The organism is Paenibacillus sp. T2-29, assembly GCF_052921365.1.
This window is the reverse complement of sequence record NZ_JBREVE010000001.1, coordinates 816,179-838,210: the sequence shown is the minus strand read 5'-3', so window position 1 is coordinate 838,210 and position 22,032 is coordinate 816,179. Positions and strand designations below refer to the sequence as shown.

14 protein-coding genes are annotated in these 22,032 nt (G+C 50.5%); 13 read left to right on the top strand and 1 reads right to left on the bottom strand.

Annotated elements, in window-relative coordinates; translation table 11 throughout:
• Positions 1 to 30 precede the first annotated feature (30 nt).
• The 8 genes from ACU1JV_RS04160 to ACU1JV_RS04125 all read left to right on the top strand — a co-directional run bounded on the left by ACU1JV_RS04160 (position 31) and on the right by ACU1JV_RS04125 (position 6,706).
• Entirely contained in the window at positions 31 to 1,227 is a 1,197-nt protein-coding gene (locus tag ACU1JV_RS04160; RefSeq protein WP_064962102.1) for an NAD(P)-dependent malic enzyme, read from the top strand.
• A 179-nt stretch (positions 1,228 to 1,406) separates the two neighbouring features.
• Complete coding sequence (locus ACU1JV_RS04155) at positions 1,407 to 1,781, top strand: hypothetical protein (RefSeq protein WP_016821610.1); 375 nt, start codon at positions 1,407 to 1,409, stop codon at positions 1,779 to 1,781.
• 24 nt (positions 1,782 to 1,805) lie between these two features.
• Positions 1,806 to 1,991 (top strand): YfhD family protein, encoded by a 186-nt coding sequence (locus ACU1JV_RS04150; protein ID WP_016821609.1) that lies wholly within the window; start codon positions 1,806 to 1,808, stop codon positions 1,989 to 1,991.
• Between the two features lie 247 nt (positions 1,992 to 2,238).
• Complete coding sequence (prmA, locus tag ACU1JV_RS04145; protein WP_413986691.1) at positions 2,239 to 3,204, top strand: 50S ribosomal protein L11 methyltransferase; 966 nt, start codon at positions 2,239 to 2,241, stop codon at positions 3,202 to 3,204.
• Between the two features lie 2 nt (positions 3,205 to 3,206).
• Positions 3,207 to 3,899, top strand: a complete 693-nt coding sequence (locus ACU1JV_RS04140; protein WP_016821607.1) for a site-2 protease family protein — start codon at positions 3,207 to 3,209, stop codon at positions 3,897 to 3,899.
• Positions 3,900 to 4,058: 159 nt separating this feature from the next.
• Positions 4,059 to 4,823 carry a 16S rRNA (uracil(1498)-N(3))-methyltransferase gene (locus tag ACU1JV_RS04135; protein WP_129549642.1) on the top strand — a complete coding sequence of 255 codons (765 nt, stop codon included), beginning with the start codon at positions 4,059 to 4,061 and terminating at the stop codon, positions 4,821 to 4,823.
• 1 nt (position 4,824) lies between these two features.
• Positions 4,825 to 6,168, top strand: a complete 1,344-nt coding sequence (mtaB, locus tag ACU1JV_RS04130) for a tRNA (N(6)-L-threonylcarbamoyladenosine(37)-C(2))-methylthiotransferase MtaB (RefSeq protein WP_413986690.1) — start codon at positions 4,825 to 4,827, stop codon at positions 6,166 to 6,168.
• Positions 6,169 to 6,271: 103 nt separating this feature from the next.
• On the top strand, positions 6,272 to 6,706 hold the full coding sequence (locus tag ACU1JV_RS04125) for an NUDIX hydrolase (protein ID WP_264215966.1): 435 nt from the start codon (positions 6,272 to 6,274) through the stop codon (positions 6,704 to 6,706).
• On the opposite strand, the gene ACU1JV_RS04120 is transcribed toward ACU1JV_RS04125, so the two are convergent.
• Positions 6,696 to 7,718, bottom strand: a complete 1,023-nt coding sequence (locus ACU1JV_RS04120; protein ID WP_337682793.1) for a Na/Pi cotransporter family protein — start codon at positions 7,716 to 7,718, stop codon at positions 6,696 to 6,698. The two genes, ACU1JV_RS04125 and ACU1JV_RS04120, sit on opposite strands and share 11 nt — an antisense overlap.
• Before the next feature lie 292 nt (positions 7,719 to 8,010).
• On the opposite strand from ACU1JV_RS04120, the gene ACU1JV_RS04115 reads away from it, so the two are divergent.
• The 5 genes from ACU1JV_RS04115 (at position 8,011) to ACU1JV_RS04095 (ending at position 21,812) form a co-directional block, all read left to right on the top strand.
• Positions 8,011 to 9,390, top strand: coding sequence for a class I SAM-dependent rRNA methyltransferase (locus ACU1JV_RS04115; protein ID WP_413986689.1), 1,380 nt, complete (start codon positions 8,011 to 8,013; stop codon positions 9,388 to 9,390).
• A gap of 240 nt (positions 9,391 to 9,630) precedes the next feature.
• Positions 9,631 to 13,197: a helicase-exonuclease AddAB subunit AddB gene (gene addB / locus ACU1JV_RS04110; protein WP_058829903.1), complete on the top strand. Its 3,567-nt coding sequence runs from the start codon at positions 9,631 to 9,633 to the stop codon at positions 13,195 to 13,197.
• Positions 13,194 to 17,213, top strand: coding sequence for a helicase-exonuclease AddAB subunit AddA (addA, locus tag ACU1JV_RS04105; RefSeq protein ID WP_413986688.1), 4,020 nt, complete (start codon positions 13,194 to 13,196; stop codon positions 17,211 to 17,213). The genes addB and addA overlap by 4 nt, the downstream gene beginning before the upstream one ends.
• A 28-nt stretch (positions 17,214 to 17,241) precedes the next feature.
• Complete coding sequence (locus tag ACU1JV_RS04100; RefSeq protein WP_165079573.1) at positions 17,242 to 18,426, top strand: exonuclease SbcCD subunit D; 1,185 nt, start codon at positions 17,242 to 17,244, stop codon at positions 18,424 to 18,426.
• Positions 18,423 to 21,812 (top strand): AAA family ATPase, encoded by a 3,390-nt coding sequence (locus ACU1JV_RS04095; protein ID WP_413986687.1) that lies wholly within the window; start codon positions 18,423 to 18,425, stop codon positions 21,810 to 21,812. The genes ACU1JV_RS04100 and ACU1JV_RS04095 overlap by 4 nt, the downstream gene beginning before the upstream one ends.
• Positions 21,813 to 22,032 lie beyond the last annotated feature (220 nt).

The window sequence follows — 22,032 nt, the reverse complement described above, 5'->3', positions numbered from 1 at the left end:
AAATAGAGGCATGAAAGGACGGAGAAAATTATGAGCAGTTTAATAGATGAGATTAGAGAATTACATGCAGGTGGCAAAATGGAGACCTTACCCAAGAAGCCAATTGAAACGATGGAGGGGTTATCCAAAGTTTATACACCGGGTGTAGCTGAAATTTGCATGGAAATCGCCAATGACCCAGCCAAAGCATATCAATTAACGATCAAAAAAAATACAGTAGCGGTCGTATCAGATGGAACCGCGGTACTTGGATTGGGAGATATCGGGCCAGAGGCTGCTATGCCTGTGATGGAGGGTAAAGCAGTACTGTTCAAACAATTTGCAGGTGTCGATGCATTCCCCATCTGTCTCAATACGAAGGATCCTGATGAGATTGTTCAAATTGTCAAAATGATCGCTCCTGCCTTTGGCGGCATTAACTTGGAAGATATATCTTCGCCACGCTGTTTTGAGATTGAAAGACGGTTGAAGCAGGAACTCGACATCCCAGTATTTCATGATGATCAGCATGGTACGGCAGTTGTTGTATTAGCAGGTTTGGTCAATGCACTAAAGGTATGCGGCAAAAAAATGGAAGATGTCAAAGTCGTATTTGCCGGGATCGGTGCGGCAGGTATGGCCTGCTCCCGTATGCTGCTCAAGGCAGGGGTACGCAATCTGATTGGCGTGGATCGGCAAGGAGCCATTCACCGTGGTGTAGAATACAGTAACCCGCATTGGACAGAGTATGCGAACATGACTAACCCGCATAATTTAAGTGGAAGCTTATCTGAGGTAATTGTGGGAGCTGATGTTTTCATCGGTGTGTCGGGTCCAGATATACTGACTGTGGAAGATATACAAAGCATGGCAACTGATCCTATAGTGTTCGCTATGGCGAATCCGAAGCCAGAAATTGATCCGGCTGTAGCCTTACCTTATGTGCGTGTGCTTGCTACCGGCCGCTCCGATTTTCCTAACCAGATTAATAACGTGCTGTGCTTCCCGGGAATTTTTCGGGGCGCTCTGGATTGCCATGCCAAGACGATTAACGAGGAGATGAAACTGGCAGCCGGTCTTGCCATTGCTGATGCCATTTGCCCTGAGGAGCTAAGTGAAACTTATATCATACCGAATGTTTTTAATGCGAAGGTGGTTCAGAAGGTACGGGATGCTGTTATTCGCGCAGCCTGGGAGACAGGAGTAGCCATGTCAGGAGAAGCTCCGGCCGCTACTTTACATCCGTAAAAGTTATGGACTTTACGAACTTTAGTTCACGGTCTTGGCCTGCTGTTCTTGATAATGTCTGTATCCGTTTAGCTTTCGTGGAGAATATAAAGTCTTGCCAATGAGCAGGATATAACAAAGCGTAACGGTCTATGTTCTCAACCAAGGTTACGCTCAATACTACACAGGGAGATTTTGGGATGGGCGAAAAAAATATTTTGGCGTATTTCAAAAGTCCTGAGGAAGCACAGGGAGCCGCGAGAAAATTGGAGGCTCTCCGGGTAACGGATATGTCGATAGATCGTTTTAGCCGGTATCCGCGGCAGTCTACGGGCAACGCCGGACTGCCTGTGTTCTCGGGACAGATTAGCAGCTTGTCCTCACTCACACAGGGCGTGGATTTTACAGATGCGTCTCCTGCAATACTGGCTGCGGCTGATCCTGCTGCCAGTGGCATGAGTGATGGAGGACAAGGTGGACCGACCGGCCGCGATATTTTGTTGACTGCGGTGGTGGATGAATCCATTCATCATCAGGCGATGTCTATTGTGGAACAAGCGGGTGGAATGCTGTGACAAGTTTGGAAGGAGCAGTGACCGATGTCTAAAAACAAACGGTTCGATAAAGTGCTGACCAAAACCGAGAAAATCAAACGCATGCAATCTGCCAAAAACGAAGATGTTGAGTTCTCGGCAGAGCAGGCAGATGCTGAGGATCTGGAAGCGATCCGGCGTAGTGAAGTAGCTGACCGCCGTCAGCAACGTATCATAAACGACAACGAGTAGAATACAATAAGGCGGGTATCCCATCTAAAAAGGTGATTTGCGGGGATAGCCGTCTTATTTGTGTTTTCCCCTTGTTCTATTCATTATCCGCTATATGCTGTTACGCTAAAACTAGAGGGCTGAAGACAAAGGTAGTAGTCGCAGGTGTTTGATTTTCAAAAATGAGTCCATCTGCTTTTTTGAACTCCTATGCGAGTATATAGTACAATGTAATGTATGCATGTGAAATGAGGAGGAAATGTAAACCATGTTGTGGAATGAAATTACAATACATACAAGCGAGGAAGCCGTCGAAATGATTTCGAATTTTCTGCACGAAGCAGGTGCAGGAGGGGTTTCCATTGAAGAATCCGGTTCGCTCAACAAGCCGCGGGATACGTCTTATGGACAGTGGTACGATCGCCCTTTGAACGATATTCCTGAAGGACAAGCGATCATCAAGGGCTATTTTGCTGAAGAAATAGACATGGATAGCGTGCGTGCACAAATTGAGCCGCGGGTTGAACAATTGAGAACATTTGATATTGACCCTGGCGAGGTTCGGTATGAGCTGAAAACGGTCAACGAGGATGACTGGGCTAATGCCTGGAAACAATATTTCAAGCCTTTGCGTGTATCGGATCATTTGACAATCAAACCGACTTGGGAAGAGTATGAGCCTGCGAGTGAAGATGAAAAAATCATTGAGCTCGATCCGGGTATGGCCTTCGGCACTGGTACACATCCGACGACATCCCTTTGCCTGAGAACGCTGGAATCCGTGATTCAGGGGGGAGAAGAAGTCATTGATGTTGGTACAGGCTCCGGTATCTTAGCGATTGGAGCTGTAAAGCTGGGAGCAAAGCATGTACTTGCCTTGGATCTTGACCCGGTAGCGGTATCGAGTGCGCGTGAAAATACACGTTTGAACGGACTGGAGGAGCGCATCACCATTAAAGAAAGCGATTTGCTCTCTGTGCTTAATGCAAGCGATCCAACGCTGGGGATCCAGCTGCCAGTCAAGCTGGTCGTAGCTAATATTTTAGCTGAGATCATTTTGCTGTTCATTGATGATGTATATAAAGCCTTGGAGCCAGGTGGCATTTATATTGCTTCAGGGATTTGGAAGAACAAAGAAGAGGTTGTCGAATCTGCGTTGAAAGCAGCTGGCTTTGAGATTGCCGAAATCAACCGGGATGAAGATTGGCTGGCGTTTGTAGCGAGAAAGAGGTAAGCATGGATTTTTTACAAAGTATTTTTCGGGTAAATTTAAATGTCCTTCCATTTTACTTGCTGGCTGTGATCATATCGTTTACGGTGCATGAGTTTGCGCATGCGTATTATGCCAATAAATTTGGTGATCCTACGGCCAAGCTGCTTGGGCGTGTGACTTTAAATCCGGCAGTTCATATTGATCTGCTGGGTACGCTGCTGCTGTTGATCGGAGGCTTTGGCTGGGCGAAGCCAGTTCCGGTTAATCGTGACAATTTTAGCCGTCCGCGCCTCATGGGCATTATTGTATCAGCTGCTGGTCCGCTGAGTAATCTGCTGCTTGCATTTGTGACGACGCTGATCTATGCTGTGCTCCTGCATTTTCAAGTATTGCCGGGAATGGAGAACCAGCGGGTGGCACAGGCAATCTATTTGTTTATCAATGCGCTGATCAATTTAAATCTGTTTTTGTTTATCTTTAATCTGATCCCACTGCCTCCACTCGATGGTTACCGGATTGTGGAGGATGTGGCTCCGACTCCTGTGCGCCGCAAGCTTCAGCACTTTGAGCAATGGTCGATCTTTATTTTTCTGCTTATACTGGTAATTCCGCAGGTACGAGCTGTAACGATTGAACCTCTATATACGCTGTCTCAGATGATTTATATACAGTTTTTGCAGTTCTCTTTTTACATTACCGGACTGTTCGGAGCCTAAGGGCTCCCTTTTTTTTACGAGAATCGGTATAACATAAACAGAAGAGGGAACAGACTGGTCATACAGGCGCAAAAGATGATATGATGATGCTTGGTGATTTTATCGGAATTTGTACGGAACGTTAGTGGATAATAGTTATTTTAGAATAGGTGTGAGAGAATGCAGCGTTATTTTATTCCGGCAGAGCAATTTCTAGAAGATCACGTAATTGTTACGGGTGAGGACGCGCGACATATCGCCAAAGTCATGCGCGGCCGTAGTGGTGACAAAATTATAGTCAGTGACGGGGTATCCAGGGAAGCGCTGGCTGCATTGGATACGATTGAGCAGGACCATGTAAAAGCGACGATCATCGAGCTGCTGGAGATGACCTCTGAACCGTATGTTCAGATCACCATCGCGCAGAGTCTTCCTAAAGGGGACAAGATGGAGACGGTGATGCAAAAATGTACAGAAATCGGAGCCACCGGGTTTGTACCGTTTTTATCCGAGCGTACGGTCGTACAGTATGATGCCAAAAAGGAAGGCAAGCGACTGGAGCGTTGGCGCAAAATTGTGAAAGAAGCGGCTGAGCAAAGCCATCGCAATCGGATTCCGGAAATTAGCGCACCCCTGACGTGGAAAGAACTTCTGGCTTCTTTTGCTGGGTATGATTTGATATGTTATTGTTATGAAAAAGAGCAGGGTCGGCAGCTACGGGATGTAATCCAGCCTTTCGCAGGACAATGGGCGTCCACAGACAAGCCGCGTGTGCTGGTAGTGGTGGGCCCGGAAGGCGGCTTTACTGAAGCGGAAAGCCTAGAGGCCGAGCAGGCCGGGGCACAGTCTACAGGACTGGGAAGACGTATTCTGCGTGCGGAGACCGCAGGTATGGTTGCATTGGCATGCATTTTATATGAGACAGGAGAAATGGGAGGGGTTTAATATGCCATCAGTGGCATTTTACACATTAGGTTGTAAAGTAAACTTTTATGATACAGAAGCGATCTGGCAGCTGTTCAAAAAAGAAGGTTATGAGCAGGTGGATTTTGACGAGCAGACTGCTGATGTCTATTTAATTAATACATGTACGGTTACGAACACCGGTGATAAGAAAAGCCGTCAGATCATTCGTCGCGCGATTCGCCGAAATCCAGATGCCATTGTGGCAGTGACGGGCTGTTACGCTCAAACTTCTCCAGCTGAAATTATAGATATTCCAGGTGTTGATCTTGTTATTGGTACGCAGGACCGAGATAAGATTATTCCGTTTGTAAAGGAGATCCAAGAGTCGCGTCAACCCGTAAACGCGGTGCGTAATATAATGAAGACCCGTGTGTTTGAGGAAATGGATGTACCTGATTTTGCTCATCATACCCGCGCGTTTCTAAAAATTCAGGATGGCTGCAATAACTTCTGCACCTTCTGTATTATCCCGTGGTCGCGGGGCTTATCCCGCAGCCGTGATGCGGCGAGCATTATCACACAGGCGCGTCAACTGGTGCACGCAGGCTACAAGGAAATCGTACTCACGGGTATCCATACGGGTGGTTATGGCGACGATATGGATAATTATGACCTATCCGATCTGCTGTGGGACCTGGAGAAAGTGGAAGGGCTGGAACGTATTCGTATCAGCTCGATTGAAGCCAGCCAGATTGATGAAAAAATGCTGGACGTGCTGAAACGCTCCAATAAGCTGGTTCGCCATTTCCACATACCGCTTCAAGCAGGGGACGATACCGTGCTGAAACGGATGCGCCGCAAGTACACGACAGAAGAGTTTTATAACAAAATGCTTATGATTCGAAAAGCAATGCCAGATGTAGCGATTACAACAGATATAATTGTCGGCTTCCCTGGAGAAACGGACGAAATGTTCCGCAATGGCTATGAGCTGATGAAAAAAATCGGTTTCTCGGAAATGCACGTGTTCCCGTATTCCAAGCGTACTGGAACGCCTGCGGCGCGTATGGAGGATCAGGTTGACGAGGACGTGAAAAATGCGCGTGTGCGTGAGCTGATTGAACTGTCTGAGCAAATGCAGCTGGCATATGCTGAGAAGTTTGTTGGTCAGGTGCTGGAAGTTATTCCTGAAGTAGCTCCTAAAGGGACAGAAGATAGCGGCATACTCTACGGTTATAGTGACAATTACATTCAACTGGTGTTTGAAGGTAATAAGGATCTGGTTGGTAAGGTGTGCCGCGTGAAGCTGACGAAGGCAGGCGTTAATGAAAGTGAAGGCCAATTGGTCCGCGTATTGGAGAATGGGCTGCAAACAGCTTTGTAAAATAAAAAGAGCCTGAACAGGCAATAGCGATGGCCAACAAGGATTTCGCCTTTCCTTACAGAGAGGACGGAATCCTTGTTGCGCAAGGAAAGGAGTTTACAGGATGGCAGCAAAAAAGGAAATTTCCGCAGGTGGCGTAGTGTTCCGCAAACAGGAGGAGCAACTTGAAATTCAGCTGATTACTGACCGATATGGCAAGATATCTTTGGCTAAAGGCAAAATGGAACCAGGTGAAACAATCGAACAAACAGCTCTACGTGAAATTCGTGAGGAAACAGGGCTGAACGGGCGAATTATTCAGCATGTGGATATGATTGCTTATACGTATCAGCACCCTGAATATGGGGAAGTGGACAAGGAAGTTCATTATTATCTCGTAGAGGCACTGGATGGGAATTTACAGGCACAGATTGAAGAAATCAAAGGCGTCGCATGGCATACGCCCGAAGAAGCTTGGCGTCTTCAGCGCCAGGGTGGATATGACAACAATGATGTCATTCTAAGCAAGGCGCTGTCCTTGTTAGGAATTAACGTTTAGTTCTATGGAGGGACATACGCTCCTCTATACGTGTCCATATAGGTAAATAACAGAGGGGCAAGGCAAGCAGAGAGCTGATGACGTTAAACAGGGTTTGGGCATGCGCTACCTTGGCACCGGGCTCGGTAGATATCCAGTTGGCGACCATATCCAGTCCAGGGATCAACGGCATAAAGAGCAATGCCCCGCCTACGTTCAACAGCACATGGGACCAGGCCACAAATTTTCCAGACACGCTGCCGCCAACAGCGGCAATCAGGGCAGTCACGCAGGTGCCTACATTGGAGCCAATGACGATGGCGATCCCTACATCGACTGGTAAGGCACCCGCAGCAGCCAGGCTGATTGCCATACCGATGACGGCTGCGCTGCTGTGAACCAGTGCGGTCAGGCAGGCTCCAGCAGCGAAGGCCCACCACATGTTGGCTGCAGCATGATCAAGAAACCAGCGGAATAGTCCGGCCTGTTCAATCCAGGGGCCGACGGCTTGCATCACACGGATACCTGCCAGAATCAGCGAAAATCCGGCAAAGACGAGGCTGATAAATTGTACAGCCTGTGGGCGGCTGAGCCCATTAGAGCTGGGTGAAGCTCCGGCAGCTGCATACTGGCGGCCAGCGACCGTTTCTCCCCACAGAACGGCAGTGCCCCAGCAGAGCAGTGAACCGCATAGCAACGGAACAGCCAGCTTGCCGAGCTGGAGGCCCATCAGCTCGGTCGTCAGGCAGGTGCCAATATTGGTGCCGAGAATGATACCGAGCGTGCGGCCGTAGGTCAACAGCCCGGCGTTGACCAGTCCGATCGTCAGCACAGTTACGGCGGTGCTGCTTTGCAGTAGGGCGGTAATGCCTGAGCTGAACAGCATTCCCCGCCAAGGGGAAACCGTAGCCCGGTTCAGCCAGCGGGTAAGGAAGGGGCCAGCCAAATGCCGGAGGGCAGCTTCCATCAGCTTCATTCCGCCTAAAAAAATAAGCAGCCCACCGCACAGTGGGAGTATAACATGTATGAACACGGGCATAGCCCCCCTTTTCTAGGTGAAAATACTTATGTAACAGCCTATGATCTGTCAAGGACAGCCATGACAAGCATGGCTGAGCAGTTTTTCACGGAACGATAATTTTGAAGTATCTTCACAAGCTTTAAAAGCGTGACGTCGATATACAGGTGGGCAGTAGCGAAGCGCGGTTCATTTGAATCTAGAGAAGCGCCAGCGATCGTAAGAACAAATGAACCGCGGAGTTGCGTCCCTTCGAACACCACACTTTTAAGGACTTTAAGTAATCCAAGAATAGGAGTGAAGGATTTTGCCTTCAGTAATATTAGAACGTAGCCGCAAAAAAAGGCTGGAGCAAGCACACCCTTGGGTGTTTAAAAATGAAATAGCTAAAATTGAGGGGGAGCCAGAAGCTGGTGATTTGGTCAACATCCTTAACCATCAAGGACGTTATTTGGCGACAGGTTATTATAATCCTGCTTCGCAAATTACAGTGCGTGTGATGTCCTATGAGCCGCTGGAAGTGATGGACCAAAGTTTCTTTGCTCAACGTTTCCGAAATTGTTTGGAGCATCGCGAGCGCTTTGTAACCGGAGGAAATGCTTATCGCTTGGTGTACGGAGAGGCTGATTTTTTGCCTGGGCTGATTGTAGACCGTTTTGGTGATGTGTTGGTCGTTCAGCTGTTAACGCTTGGCATGGATCGGCGCAGGGAAGAAATCAGAGATGCACTTGTTGAAGTCATGGGGCCAGTTGGTATATATGAGCGTAGTGATGTATCCATCCGCGAGCTGGAAGGGTTGGAACAGACGAAGGGTCCTTTGTACGGCGATTCCCCGCGCCATGTGGTGGTGACGGAAAATGGCTTACAAATCAAGGTCGATATCGAAGAGGGCCAAAAGACTGGTTATTTCTTTGACCAGCGTGAAAATCGCGCGGCTATCGCGACGTTGATGACAGGTTGGGGAGCGCGTAGCGGAATTACGTTACAAGAAGTAGCTGCAACCCCAGGTGATGATGCCACAACGGTCATGAAGCCTGTGAACAAAAGCGGTAAGGTTGTTGAATTCCCATTCTGGGACGGCGCAACTGTATTGGAATGTTTTTCACATACAGGTAGCTTTACGCTCAATGCGTGTAAACATGGTGCGAAAAAAGTAACTTGTCTGGATATTTCTGAACATGCGATTGAAAGTGCTCGGGATAATGTGAAGCTGAACGGTTTTGAGGATCGCGTCGAGTTTGTCGTGGACGATGCTTTTCAATATTTACGTAATCAGGTGAAAGGTGTAGAGGAACGCACCGCGCGAGCAGGGGGCAAAGGGGATACATCCAAGCCGCTGACTGCGGGTGGCGGACGCACCTTTGACGTAGTTATTCTGGATCCGCCAGCTTTTGCCAAAACGAAGAGTGCTGTCAAAGGAGCTACACGTGGGTATAAAGATATCAACCTTCACGGAATGAAGCTTGTCAATGAGGGCGGTTATTTGGTAACGGCGAGTTGTTCGTTCCATATGCGGCCAGAGCTGTTTTTGGACACGATTAAGGAAGCGGCGGCAGATGCCGGCAAAATCCTCCGACTGGTAGATTGGAGAGCGGCAGGAAAAGACCATCCTCAAATTTTAGGTGTGGAGGAAGGTCATTATTTGAAATTTGCCATCTTTGAAGTGCGCAGCCGGACACGGCTGTAGACTTCATACCCTTGTCAAAGTTAATCTATTTTTAGGCGATAAAGATAACTAGGTGAAACAAACTCATTTTTAATATAAATCAGTCCTGTAGAGAAGGCTTGCACCAAGCCATCCTGCGGGACTGTTTATTTTTGAGAAGGACTCAATTGCTACAACATGGCAAACGTACGTTCTTTTCTCCTTTGCCTGATATGCTATACTGTTTAATAGAATGTTTTTGGTTGGAAAGGAGGCCGCATCATGTCGGTCCGCTTATTGATTGGCCGCTCTGGTAGTGGTAAAAGCACGTTAATCCGTAATGAAATGACGTCTATGTTACGCGAGGAGCCGCTAGGTAAACCTATGCTGTTACTTGTGCCCGAGCAATCGTCATTTGCTTCAGAGCATGCGTTGCTTACAGAAGCCGGAAACGGTATTCAGGGGTCGGTGCGCGCCCAGGTAATGGGATTCCATCGTCTTGCCTATTTAGTCATGCAGGAAACAGGGGGTTCAGCCCTGGTGCCTGTAACAGAAGAAGGCAAGAAGATGCTTTTATATAAAATTATTCGTCGTCGCAAGGATGAACTGAGTTTGTTTAAGGATTCGGGAGACCAACTCGGTTTTGTGGATCGGTTGAATACGTTGTTTACAGAGCTAAAGCAGTACGGAAATGATGCTCAGTCTGTACCGGAACAACTGGAGAGAATGCATGCTGCGGGGGAGTCCGCCCCGATATTAAGAGGCAAGCTGAAGGATATCAGTCTAATCTATGAGGATTTTGAACGGGAGCTGACGCTTAAATATATCGATGGTGAAGATACGCTTCGCATGCTAACAGAACAGATTGCACTGTCTTCACTTATACGCGGAGCAGACATTTGGATGGATGGCTACCGAAGGTTTACACCGCATGAATATAAGGTGGTGGAGCAGCTTATGCTGCACGCCTCTTCGCTGACGGTGGCGTTGACCTGTAACCGCAGCTACGAAAGCGGCCAGCTTCCGCATGAGCTGGATTTGTTTCATCCTTCGGCGGCTACCTACGTCAAGCTTAAAGGAATGGCAGACGAGCTGATGATTGAAACGCAGACACAGTTATTACGTCCCGATCCGATGCCGAGATTTAAGGAGCGTCCAGCGTTGGCGTATTTGGAGGCTAATTTCGAACATCGTACAGGGCTGCGGAATCAGGAACAGCGGATGCGGCTACAGCAGCTACGAGAGCAATGGGCAGATACACAACCGGAGGGCATAAAGCTGTATGCTGCGGCAAATCGCCGTGCCGAGTTGGAAGGAGCCGTACGCGAAATGCGCCGCCTGGCCCGTGAAGAGGGCGCGCGTTATCGGGAGATGGCCCTGTTTGTGCGTCATATTGAAGATTATGAGCCATGGGTGGAACCGATATTCAAGCAATATCAGGTTCCAGTATTTTTGGATCAGCGGAGAAGTATACTTCATCATCCCTTAGTGGAATTGATTCGGGCTTCACTGGATATCGTGCAGCGACGCTGGCGATATGAGGATGTATTTCGTGCGGTCAAAACGGACCTTCTATTGCCGCTGGACGGTCGAGTGAGCCGCGAGCAGATGGACCGTCTGGAAAACTATGTGCTGGCCTGTGGAATACAAGGTAGCCGTTGGACAGATGGCCGGGCATGGCAGGCTGTGCCCAGTTTGTCGCTGGAGCTGGAGGAACAGGAACGTAACCGTCAACGGGATGAAACGCTGGATTTGATGGAGTTGTGCCGAGATGTGATTGTGACGCCTTTACATGCGTTTGAGAAGCGTATGGGTAAGGCACGAACGGCGCTTGAGAAGTGTGAAGCCGTATATCTGTTGCTGGAGGATGCAGAAATCGGTCACAAGCTGGGCGCCTTCATTCATCAGGCAGAGGAAGCAGGAAATCCTGAGCAGGCGAAGGAGCACCGTCAGGTATGGGATGCGGTGCTTGAATTGCTGGATCAAATCGTCGAAATGATGGGTGATGAGAGACTAGATACTGCTTTGTTTGCGGGTGTGCTGGAAACGGGATTGGCTGAGTTCCGTATGGGGCTTGTTCCACCGGCTCTGGATCAGGTGCTGGTCGGAAATACGGACCGTACACGTGTATCGGGTATTCAACATGCCTTTGTGCTAGGGATGAACGAAGGAGTAATGCCGGCTGTGTTCCATGAGGATGGTGTGCTGAATGAGCAGGAACGTACGGCATTGAACGAACAAGGCGTAGACCTGGCACCAGATATGACAAGACGTCTGTTGGACGAACGCTTTCTCGCTTATACGGCCCTTACCTCAGCCGGTAAAAGCCTATGGATGAGCTATGCGGTGACTGATGAAGAAGGCAAGCCATTGCTGCCGTCAGAGTTAGTGCGACATGTGCGGCAACTGCTTCCTGGTCTGGATGAACGTCCACTGGCCGGATACCCTTTGCCTGGAGACGCTTGGACGACGCAATGGGAGTATGCTTCCCATCCGTCCGAGGCTTTGCCGCAGCTCATTGCGCAATTACGGCATTGGCGGCGTGGCGGTGATATTTTATCTCCCTGGTGGGAGGTGTATAACTGGTATGTCAGCCAGCAGGGGCGTGAGAAGGACAAGCTGCGTCAGCTGTTGACCTCACTTTTTTACGAAAATCATGCCGAAATGCAGAAGGAAACGAGTCGCCGTCTATATGGCAGCAAGCTGCGCACCAGCGTATCTCGTATGGAACGTTTTGTCGCATGTCCATTTTCTCACTTTGCCTCTCACGGTCTTCGTTTGAAGGAACGTCAAATGTATCGTCTGAAGGCTCCGGATATCGGACAATTATTCCACGCAGCGCTTGGTGAGATGGCGATCAATCTGCGTGAACGCAATGTCAGCTGGGGAAGTCTCAGCACCGAGGAATGTCGCCAAGAGGCGGAAAGTACGGTGGAGCGTTTGGCACCTCGTCTGCAAGGCGAGATTTTAATGAGCTCCAAGCGGTATGGCTATATTTTGCGCAAGTTGAAAGACATCGTGAGCCGTGCTTCGCTAATTTTGGGTGAACATGCACGGAGAGGTAGCTTTGAGCCGATTGGGCTGGAGTTGGACTTCGGACCAGGTCAGCCGCTTCCTCCGTTAAGCTTCCGACTAGATAACGGCGTTGTGATGGAAATTGTCGGACGGATTGACCGTGTGGATGTGGCAGAAGGAGAAAAAGGATTACTTTTGCGTGTCATTGATTACAAGTCCAGCCAAAAGGATCTTAAGCTGCACGAGGTGTATTACGGCTTGTCCCTGCAAATGCTCACGTACCTGGATGTGCTGTTGAATGCGGCGGAGGAATGGTTGGGCGAGACTGCTTATCCGGCGGGTACACTGTATTTCCACGTCCACAATCCGATGCTGCAATCACCTAATGGCCTTAGCGCAGAACAGGCTCGTCAGGAGCTTTTGAAACGCTTTAAGATGAAGGGATTATTGCTCGCGGATCGGGATGTAGTTGGGCAAATGGATACAGCATTGGACAAGGGATATTCCTCTATTTTACCTGTTGCGGTGAAAGCAGACGGCAGTTTTTATAGCAGTGCTTCCGTTGCTTCGCCTGAACAGTGGGATAGCCTGTTAGCTTCGGTGCGCAATAACATTCGGACGATTGGTACACGGATGACAGAGGGCGATGTTGCCATTGAACCTTATCGCATCCAGCAAGAAACGGCATGTACCTTCTGTTCTTTTAAGCCTGTTTGTCAATTTGATGACAGTCTGGAAGGCAATGATTACAACCAATGGGGGAAACCGGGTAAGGATCAGGTCTGGGATCTGCTCGGTCATACACAGGAAGGAAAAGGAGGAATGAAGCAATGATAGGCACGTCAAACGCTAAAGGCTTGCCGAAGCCGGAAGGAAGTATGTGGAGTGATGATCAGTGGCGTGCCATTTCGGAGTCTGGTAACAACATGCTGGTCGCGGCAGCGGCGGGTTCTGGTAAAACAGCAGTGCTGGTAGAGCGTATTATTCGCAAAATTGTCGATCCCCGGCTCGGCTTCAGTGTGGATCGGTTACTAGTGGCGACCTTTACGAAGGCTGCAGCCGCTGAAATGCGTCAACGGATACGCGAAGCCCTGGAACGTGTGCTGGAACAGGAACCGGAAAGTGAACATGTGCGCCGACAGCTATCGTTGTTGAATCGGGCCTCGATTACGACACTTCACTCTTTTTGTATGGAGGTCATCCGCAGGCATTATCAGGCCATTCCTCTTGATCCCGGCTTTCGGATTATGAATGAGCATGAAACAGAATTGCTGCGCCAAGAGCTATTAGAAGAACTGTTTGAAGAGAAATATGAGGCCCATGATGAAGGCAGCACATTCCGCAGACTGGTCGACTGGTTTAGTGGAGAACGCACCGATGATGCCATGTATGTGCTTGTTCAGCGGTTGTATGACTTTTCGCAAAGTCATCCTTGGCCGGAGCATTGGCTGCGGGAGACGGCAGCAGCATTTCGTGTACAGGATGTAGCTGCGTTGGGGGAGACTCCCTGGGTTCGCAGTATTTTGGCGGATGCTGCACTTTCGTTGCGCGGAGCCGCGAGTTTGCTGGAACAGGCGCATGAAACAGCTATACAGCCTGGCGGTCCTGCACCATATGCCATGACGCTGCAAGAAGATGCGGCGATGGTGAAGGAATTGCTGCAGGAGCTGGAGACACAGCCGTGGGCATCCTTGTATGATCATTTTCAGGTAGCGTCCTTTGGTAAGCTCAAGCCAGTCAAAAAAGATCAAACCGAGCCTGCATTGCAGGAACGGGTTAAGACGCTACGCGAGGCTGCCAAGAAAATGATTATAGATATGAAGGCTTCCCTGTTCGGTAGGAGAGCAGAAGCTTATTTGGAGGAACTGCATGCGACGGCTCCTCTGATGGACGAACTGGTGGAGACCGTGATTGCTTTCGGGGAACGATTTCAACAGTACAAGCAGTCAAAAGGACTGGTGGATTTCGGGGATTTGGAGCATTATTGTCTCAAAATATTAAGACATCCCGACTCTACTCCCTACAAGCTGCTACCTTCCGATGCTGCACTTGAATACAAGGCGCAGTTCGACGAGGTGTTGCTGGATGAGTATCAAGATACGAATACCGTACAGGAAGATATCGTTAGACTGGTATCACGCGAGGAACCGGGTAACCGTTTTATGGTGGGAGACGTGAAACAGAGTATTTATCGGTTTCGACTGGCCGAGCCAGGGCTGTTTTTGAATAAGTATCAACGGTACGGTATGCAGGAGCAGGAAGATGGCTTTTTGATTGATCTGGCGCGTAATTTTCGCAGTCGGGAGGAAGTTGTCGATGCGGTTAATTTGGTGTTCCGCCAGATTATGAGTGTGGATGTAGCGGAAATTGAATACGATGAACGAGCATGGCTGGTGCACGGCGCGTCCTATCCCGAGAAGACAGAGCAGGAAGCTGCGTCTGCATACGCACCTGAGCTGCTGTTAGTTGATAAAGGCGGGCGTGGTCTTTCCGAGGTTTCGGAGCTGTCTGAATTGGGGGACGAATCGCCATTACAGGAAGGTGAGCTGGCCGAGCTTGCGGAGCTTGAAACGGCACAGTTAGAGGCTCGTGCGATCGCGCAACGGATTAAGGAGCTGACTGGAGATACTGGACAACCACTGTTGATTTACGACAGGGGACTAAAAGCGATGCGTCCAGCAGTCTACGGTGATATTGTCATTTTGCTTCGTTCAGCAAGCGTATGGGCTCCCTTAATTGTCGAGGAATTGCGGCTTGAGGGCATTCCAGCCTCTGGAGAGCAGACGACAGGCTTTTTTAAAGCAACGGAAGTTGAGGTGATGTTGTCCCTGCTTCATATTATTGATAACCCGCAGCAGGACATCCCGCTTGCATCCGTGCTTCGTTCGCCAATTGTCGGCTTGACCGAAGATGAACTGGCACAAATTCGGCTAGAGAAGCCGGATGGATTATTTTATGATGCATTGCTGGCGGCAGCAGAGACTGAACAAGTCGAGCAGAGTGTAAAAGGGACCTCTGCTGACGTATTGGAGATGGATCTTTTCACTGAGGACTCGCTATCTCCACCCCACTCTGTCCATAGGGACGACGGGAATACGTTGTCTGCCCGACTACGCTCATTTTTGCGTAATTTGGACGCATGGCGGCAGGAAGCCAGACAAGGCAGCTTAAGTGCATTGATTTGGAATGTGCTGGAGGAAACAGGATATCTGGATTGGGTGGGTGGATTGCCTGGCGGCTCACAGCGTCAAAGCAACCTACGGGCCTTATATGACCGAGCGAGACAGTATGAGACTTCTACGTCCAACCGTGGCTTGTTCCGATTCCTGACCTTTATTTCCCGTCTGCGGGAGCGGGGCGGTGATTTAGGATCGATCAGTGGGGGGACTGAACCCGATCAGGCTGTCCGCATTATGACCATTCATAAAAGTAAAGGACTTGAATTTCCTGTCGTGTTTATTGCGGGGACGGCAAAAATGTTTAATCAGCAGGATCTGAATGCGCCGTTTCTAATGCACAAGGAGTTGGGATTTGGTCCTAAATATGTGGAGGAACAAAACCGTGTCAGCTACCCTACGCTGCCTAATTTAGCGATCCGTCGACGCTCACAGCTGGAGCTGTTAGCTGAAGAAATGCGTGTGCTATACGTAGCGCTTACTCGTCCGCGTGAAAAGCTGATTATGACCGGAACCGTGAAGGATCTCGCTTCCCGCGCAGCGGGTTGGGCACGTGCCAAGGAGCATACGGAAACAGTATTACCAGATTATATGCTGGCGGCAGGTCGCAGCTATCTGGACTGGGTAGGTCCTGCATTGATTCGGCATCCTTCTGCGATTTCGCTGAGGGAAGCGGCAGGTGATCAGGATGGGTATTATCACAGACTGGAACACATGCCGGGGGCAGACTGGTCATTTAAAATCGTAGCCTCAGAAACACTTTCTGGCTCTCGTGTGAACTCGGATCAAGAAGAAGAGGTATCGGCCGAAGAGCGCCAAAAGAAAACAGAAGCACTGAGAAATGTCGAGCTAATCGAATTGAACGAAGAGAGTGAGACGGATGTTGTTGCGGCTCTTTCCTGGACCTACCCGTATGAACGGGCGGGCAAGACAGCAGCCAATACATCGGTCACAGAGATGAAAAGATGGCTGGAGATGCAGGAAATTGGATCGGACGATTGGCTGAATCTATCTTCTATCTTCCAACAAGCAGACTTACCAGAAGATTGTGAGAATTCTGACACTGGGAGCAGTCAATTACACTTGCGCAGACCTAAGTTTATGGGGAATCAGCGACTGACTCCTACGGAACGAGGGACGGTCTATCATACGTTGATGCTGCATCTGCCCTTAGATGGAGTAATGAGCGCTGAAATTATTGAGGAAACAAAGGCTCGTTTGCTGAATCAACGCATTTTACTGGATGTTCATGCAGAGGCGCTGGATACGGATAAAATATTAAGATTTTTCTCAAGTGAGCTGGGGAGCAGAATGTTGCGTTCATCCCGTATTCAGCGTGAGCTTCCGTTTACTTATACCATGCGGGCAACCGATTACTGGAATCACAGTTTACCTGTGATGCTGCCAGAACAGAAGACAGTTACGGAAGGCGGGCAGGACGATAAAGTGCTGATGAACGGGATCATTGATTGTCTGTTCGAAACTCCCGAAGGACTGGTGCTGCTGGATTATAAAACAGACCGGGTCTCCGAATATCGTACGCTGTCACATTTAACGGACCAATATCGTTTTCAATTGGAGCTGTATGCCCGTGTGATTGAAGAGATTACAGGCAATAAGGTTGCTGAGAAATGGTTGTATTTTATAGAAGCTGAAGAGAGTGTGCGGTTGTAGTTATATAGATAGGGAGAGGGGGAATAGCATGCGGATTTTGCATACAGGTGATTGGCATTTGGGTCGCACGTTGGAAGGGCGAAGCCGCCTGAAGGAGCAGGAGGCGTTTTTGGAAGAATTGGTGAAAATGGCTGACGACCAGCAGGCTGATTTGATTATGATGGCTGGAGATGTGTACGACTCAGTCAATCCTTCGGCCGCCGCAGAGCAATTGTTTTATGAAGCATCTGCGCGTCTTACGGCTGGAGGAAGACCGCTAGTCGTCATTGCCGGCAATCATGATCAGCCGGAAAGGGTAGCCTCGGTCACCCCGCTGGTGAGCGGGCGTGGAATTACATTGCTGGGACTGCCTCATGGGGAAGCAGTACGCGTTCGTACACCGCGAACGGGCGAAATGGCATGTATTGCAGCCTTGCCTTATCCCTCCGAGTCTCGTTTGAATGAGCTATTGTCTGAAGACGGAGATGAAACCATATTACGCGAGGCATATAGCCGCCGTGTAGGGATGCTGATGTCGCAGTTAGGTACAGCGTTTCAGCCCGATACCGTTAATTTGTCGATGAGCCATATTTATGTGCTTGGTGGGCTGGAGTCGGATTCGGAACGCCCGATTCAGGTCGGGGGAGCTTATACCGTAGATCCGTCTGCTTTGAGCATTGGAGCGCAGTATACGGCTCTGGGTCATTTGCATCGTCCCCAATATGTGAAGGGCGATGGGCTGATGCGTTATAGTGGCTCTCCGCTGGCTTATAGCTTTTCCGAAGCTGGACAAGCCAAATCGGTTACGTTAATTGACGTCATTGCCGGCAAGCCAGCACAGGTTGAGGAATTGTATATTACCAGTGGACGACCATTAGTGAGGTGGCGAGCACGGGGAGGTCTGGAAGAGGTATATCGCTGGCTGGATGAAGGACTGGATGCTGATGCCTTTATTGACCTGGAAATTACGCTGGATGAAGCGATGTCAATGGGAGATATTCAACGGTTGCGCAAAAGCCGTGAAGGCATCATTCATATTCGCCCCGTGTACCCAGAAATGGCTGCGGCACAGTTGGAACAGCAACGTTCAGAACTGCCGGTTCATGAGCTGTTCCGGGCGTTTTACCAACGACAGACGGGCGGAGCACAGCCGGATGAAGGATTAGTACAGTTGTTTCTAGAATTGGTAGAACAGGATGATGCAAGAGACCACGCTGAGGAGGATGAGGTATGAAGCCGATCCTTCTGAAACTGGCGGGATTGCAAAGCTACCGGGAGTCCCAGGAAATTCGCTTTGACGATTTGACCGAAACGGGACTGTTCGGAATTTTTGGTCCAACGGGTAGTGGTAAATCAACGTTGCTGGATGCCATTACGTTGGCTATGTACGGTAAAGTGGAGCGGGCGGTGAATGGTACACAAGGCATTATGAATCATGCCGAGGACACGTTGTCTGTAGCATTTACGTTTGAATTAATGTCAGCTCAAGGACCTCGCCGTTACCGTGTAGAACGACGTTTCAAACGCGCAGGAGGCGTATCGGTTAATAATACGCTTAGCCGTTTTATTGCATATACAGAAGACGGCGAGGAAGTGCTTGCTGACAAGGTTCAGGATGTGACACGCTGTGTGGAAGAGTATATCGGCCTGAAAATGGACGATTTTACCCGCGCGGTCGTATTACCGCAGGGAAAGTTTGCGGAATTTTTGTCTTTAAAGGGCAGTGAGCGCAGACAGATGCTACAGCGTTTGTTCCATCTAGAGAAGTACGGAGATCAACTTGCACAGAAGCTGAGCCGCCGTGTGAAGGACAACGACATTGCCCTGAAATCGTTGGAAGCGGAGCAGCAAGGGCTGGGGGATGCGAGTGCTGAAGCGCTTGAGCTTGTAAAGCTGCGCCTCCAAGAAGCGATGGAGCATGCAGAGGCCTCGCGCCGCGAGCTAGAGCGTGTTTCACGGGAAGCGGAGGCGCTGAACAAAACACGGGAACTGGTCATCGAGTTTAGCCAAAGAGTGAACGAGCTGGAGGAGATGGCAAGACAGGAACCAGGCATTGCTTTGCTGGAGCGCAAGCTGCGGCAAGCATCTGCAGCGGAGGCGTTGCTGCCTGCACTGACGGATTGGAAAGAAGCCGTTGTCGAAGCAGAAAAACGACAGAGGAATGCTGAACAAATGGCAGTCCTGGCTACCTCCGCAGCGGAGGCGGCGCTTGTATCTGTGCAAGCAGACGAGCAGGCTCGGCAAGCACTCAGTGCGGAAGAACCAAAGCTGTTACTTCGGATCGACCAACTGGAGCAGGCACTTCAACTGGAACGTGATACGGAAGTGCTGCGGACTGAACGGGAACGTTTGGCGGTCGAGCTGGCGCATAGCGAACAAACCCTTGCTGAGCATGCCGCAGGTCTCGTAAAGGAACAAGAGTTACAGACACGAGGTTTGAAGCGGCAGCAGGAGCTTCAACAGGAGTTGAAGCAAAATGAAGTGCGGGCAGATGAGCGGCGTATGCTGCAAGAGGCTGTGCAGCGGCTGCAACAGCTGGAGACAGCGAATGAGCAATGGCGTGAAGCTGAACAGGAGTATTCCACTCAGGAGAAACGGCTTGCGCTAGCAGACGAACGTTTAAAGCTAATGGAGCAGGAGACACAGGAGACGGAGGCACGGCGTTCTATTCTTGCTGCACAAGTGGCTGAAGGCATTGAGGCGTTGCTGGCGCTGGAGGCGGAAATTACAGCCGACGTGTCAACACTGGCTGCCGAGGAGGAGCAGCTGCGTCACGAGCTCCGTGCCGAGGAGCTCGGACGTCTCGCGCAGCACCTCGCTGCCGAGCTGCGTGAAGGAGAGCCATGCGCAGTGTGTGGTTCTCTACATCACCCTGCGCCTGCCACTGTTGCGGCCCATGGCGCGGATTCCGCTGCGCCGGATGAGCTGCATCGCCTGCGGCTCGGCCTACAGGAGCTGCGCCTCACGCTGCGCCAGCAGTTGCACGAGCAGCGTAGCCTGCTGGCGCAGCCCGCCGCCGCAGACAGCGGCGCTGCCGCCACAGGCGAGCCTTTTACTCCTGCGGCTGCTATGCCTCGCGGTGTCGCCGTATGGGCGGAGCGCTGTGCAGCGCTGGAGCGTGCAGCGACTGAGCTGGCAGCGCGTGCGCATACGCTGCCTGCCGAGGCACAGGCACTGCGTGAGGCGGACGCCGCCGGACAGCAGCGGCGTATCCGTGCAGCCGCCGAGCAGGAGGCGGCGGTTGCAGCACTGGCGCAGGCGCGCAGCAAGCGTGAGGTATGCACCACGCGCAGCGAGGGGCTACGCGCCGAATGGGCGACGCAGCTGCCGGATGTCGGCCCCGACCAAGCTGCGGAGCGTTATCGCGCTATGCAGGAGCGCGACCGGCGTGCGGAGGAGTTACGATCCCGGCTGGAGACAAGCGTGACTTTCCTCGAAGAAAAGGCAGCGCGTGTACAGCAGATACAGCAAAGCATCATCGAGGAAGACAAAATCATTATTGCCCGTCGTACAGGGCTTCAGAGCAAAGATGATTTGCTGCGTGAAAAGCTGGAACAGCTCCGAAAGTGGGTTGGAGAAGGCCAAGCAGCCTCATTGCTGGAAGAAGCGACCTCACGCTTGTTGGGACTGAAAAACGGAGCCGAAGCCGCTGCACGCCGCCGTACCGAAGCGGAAGAACGCAAGCAGCAGGCTGTTCATGCTTCACTAATAGCGCGGCAGGCCTCCGACTCGGCAGAAGAAAGACGGCAGACGGCAGAATCCCGTTGGAGCAACCGTCTGGAAGCTTCCTCTTTTGCTACGGAGGCAGAGGTCATGGAATGCTGCTTGGAACCAGAAGAAGCCGCACGCTATGAACGTGAAGTGAATTTGCACCGAGAACGGGAGAAGGAGCTGTCTTCGCGCTTAAAACATGTCCAAGAGCAGCTGAATGGAGCAACACTAACAGAGGAACAGTGGGAAACGACCACTGCGAGGTTGCGTGATTGCCGTGCACGCGATGAAGAGGCGCTTCAGAATCGCGCCAAGGCTGAGCGTGATTTAGAGGACTTGCAGCGTCGGCATGTCCGCTGGATGGAGCTGGAGTCCAATCGTTTACATCTGCGTGGCGAGGCAGAAAAAATGTCCAAGCTCCAGTCTGTTTTCCGCGGCAATGCCTTCGTTGAATATATTGCCGAGGAGCAGCTCATGCAGGTCAGCCAATCCGCTTCACGCCGCCTGCGTTTTCTGACTAAGCAGCGTTATGCGCTAGAAGTAGATTCCAGCGGTGGTTTTGTCATTAGTGATGATGCCAACGGTGGGGTCAAACGTCCGGTATCGACCTTGTCCGGCGGCGAAACGTTCCTGACCTCTTTGTCGCTTGCGCTTGCGCTGTCGGCTCAAATTCAATTGCGGGGCCAATACCCTCTTCAATTTTTCTTCTTGGATGAAGGTTTTGGAACATTGGACCCTGAACTGCTTGACACAGTGATTACCTCGTTAGAAAAGCTGCATCACGATCAATTATCTGTTGGTGTGATTAGCCATGTACCCGAGTTGCGGGCCCGGCTCCCACGCAAGCTGGTCGTTCTTCCCGCAGAGCAGGCTGGTGGAGGCTCTCGTGTAGTTATGGAAACATTTTGAAACAATGTGATACGGATCACAGATACAGTTTCAAACTATTGTTATAATACAGCTAAGCCGACAAGTTAATCATACAGCACCCCGGCGGACGTATGCTGCGGAAGAAATCTTCCCGTCATACGTCCGTTCAGAGGGGCTCTGCCAAGAGCTCCCGGGGTGCTTCTTTTTTTTGTAAGCCGGAATTCGCCCAATTTGATGTAGCACATAGCCCGTTTTTGAA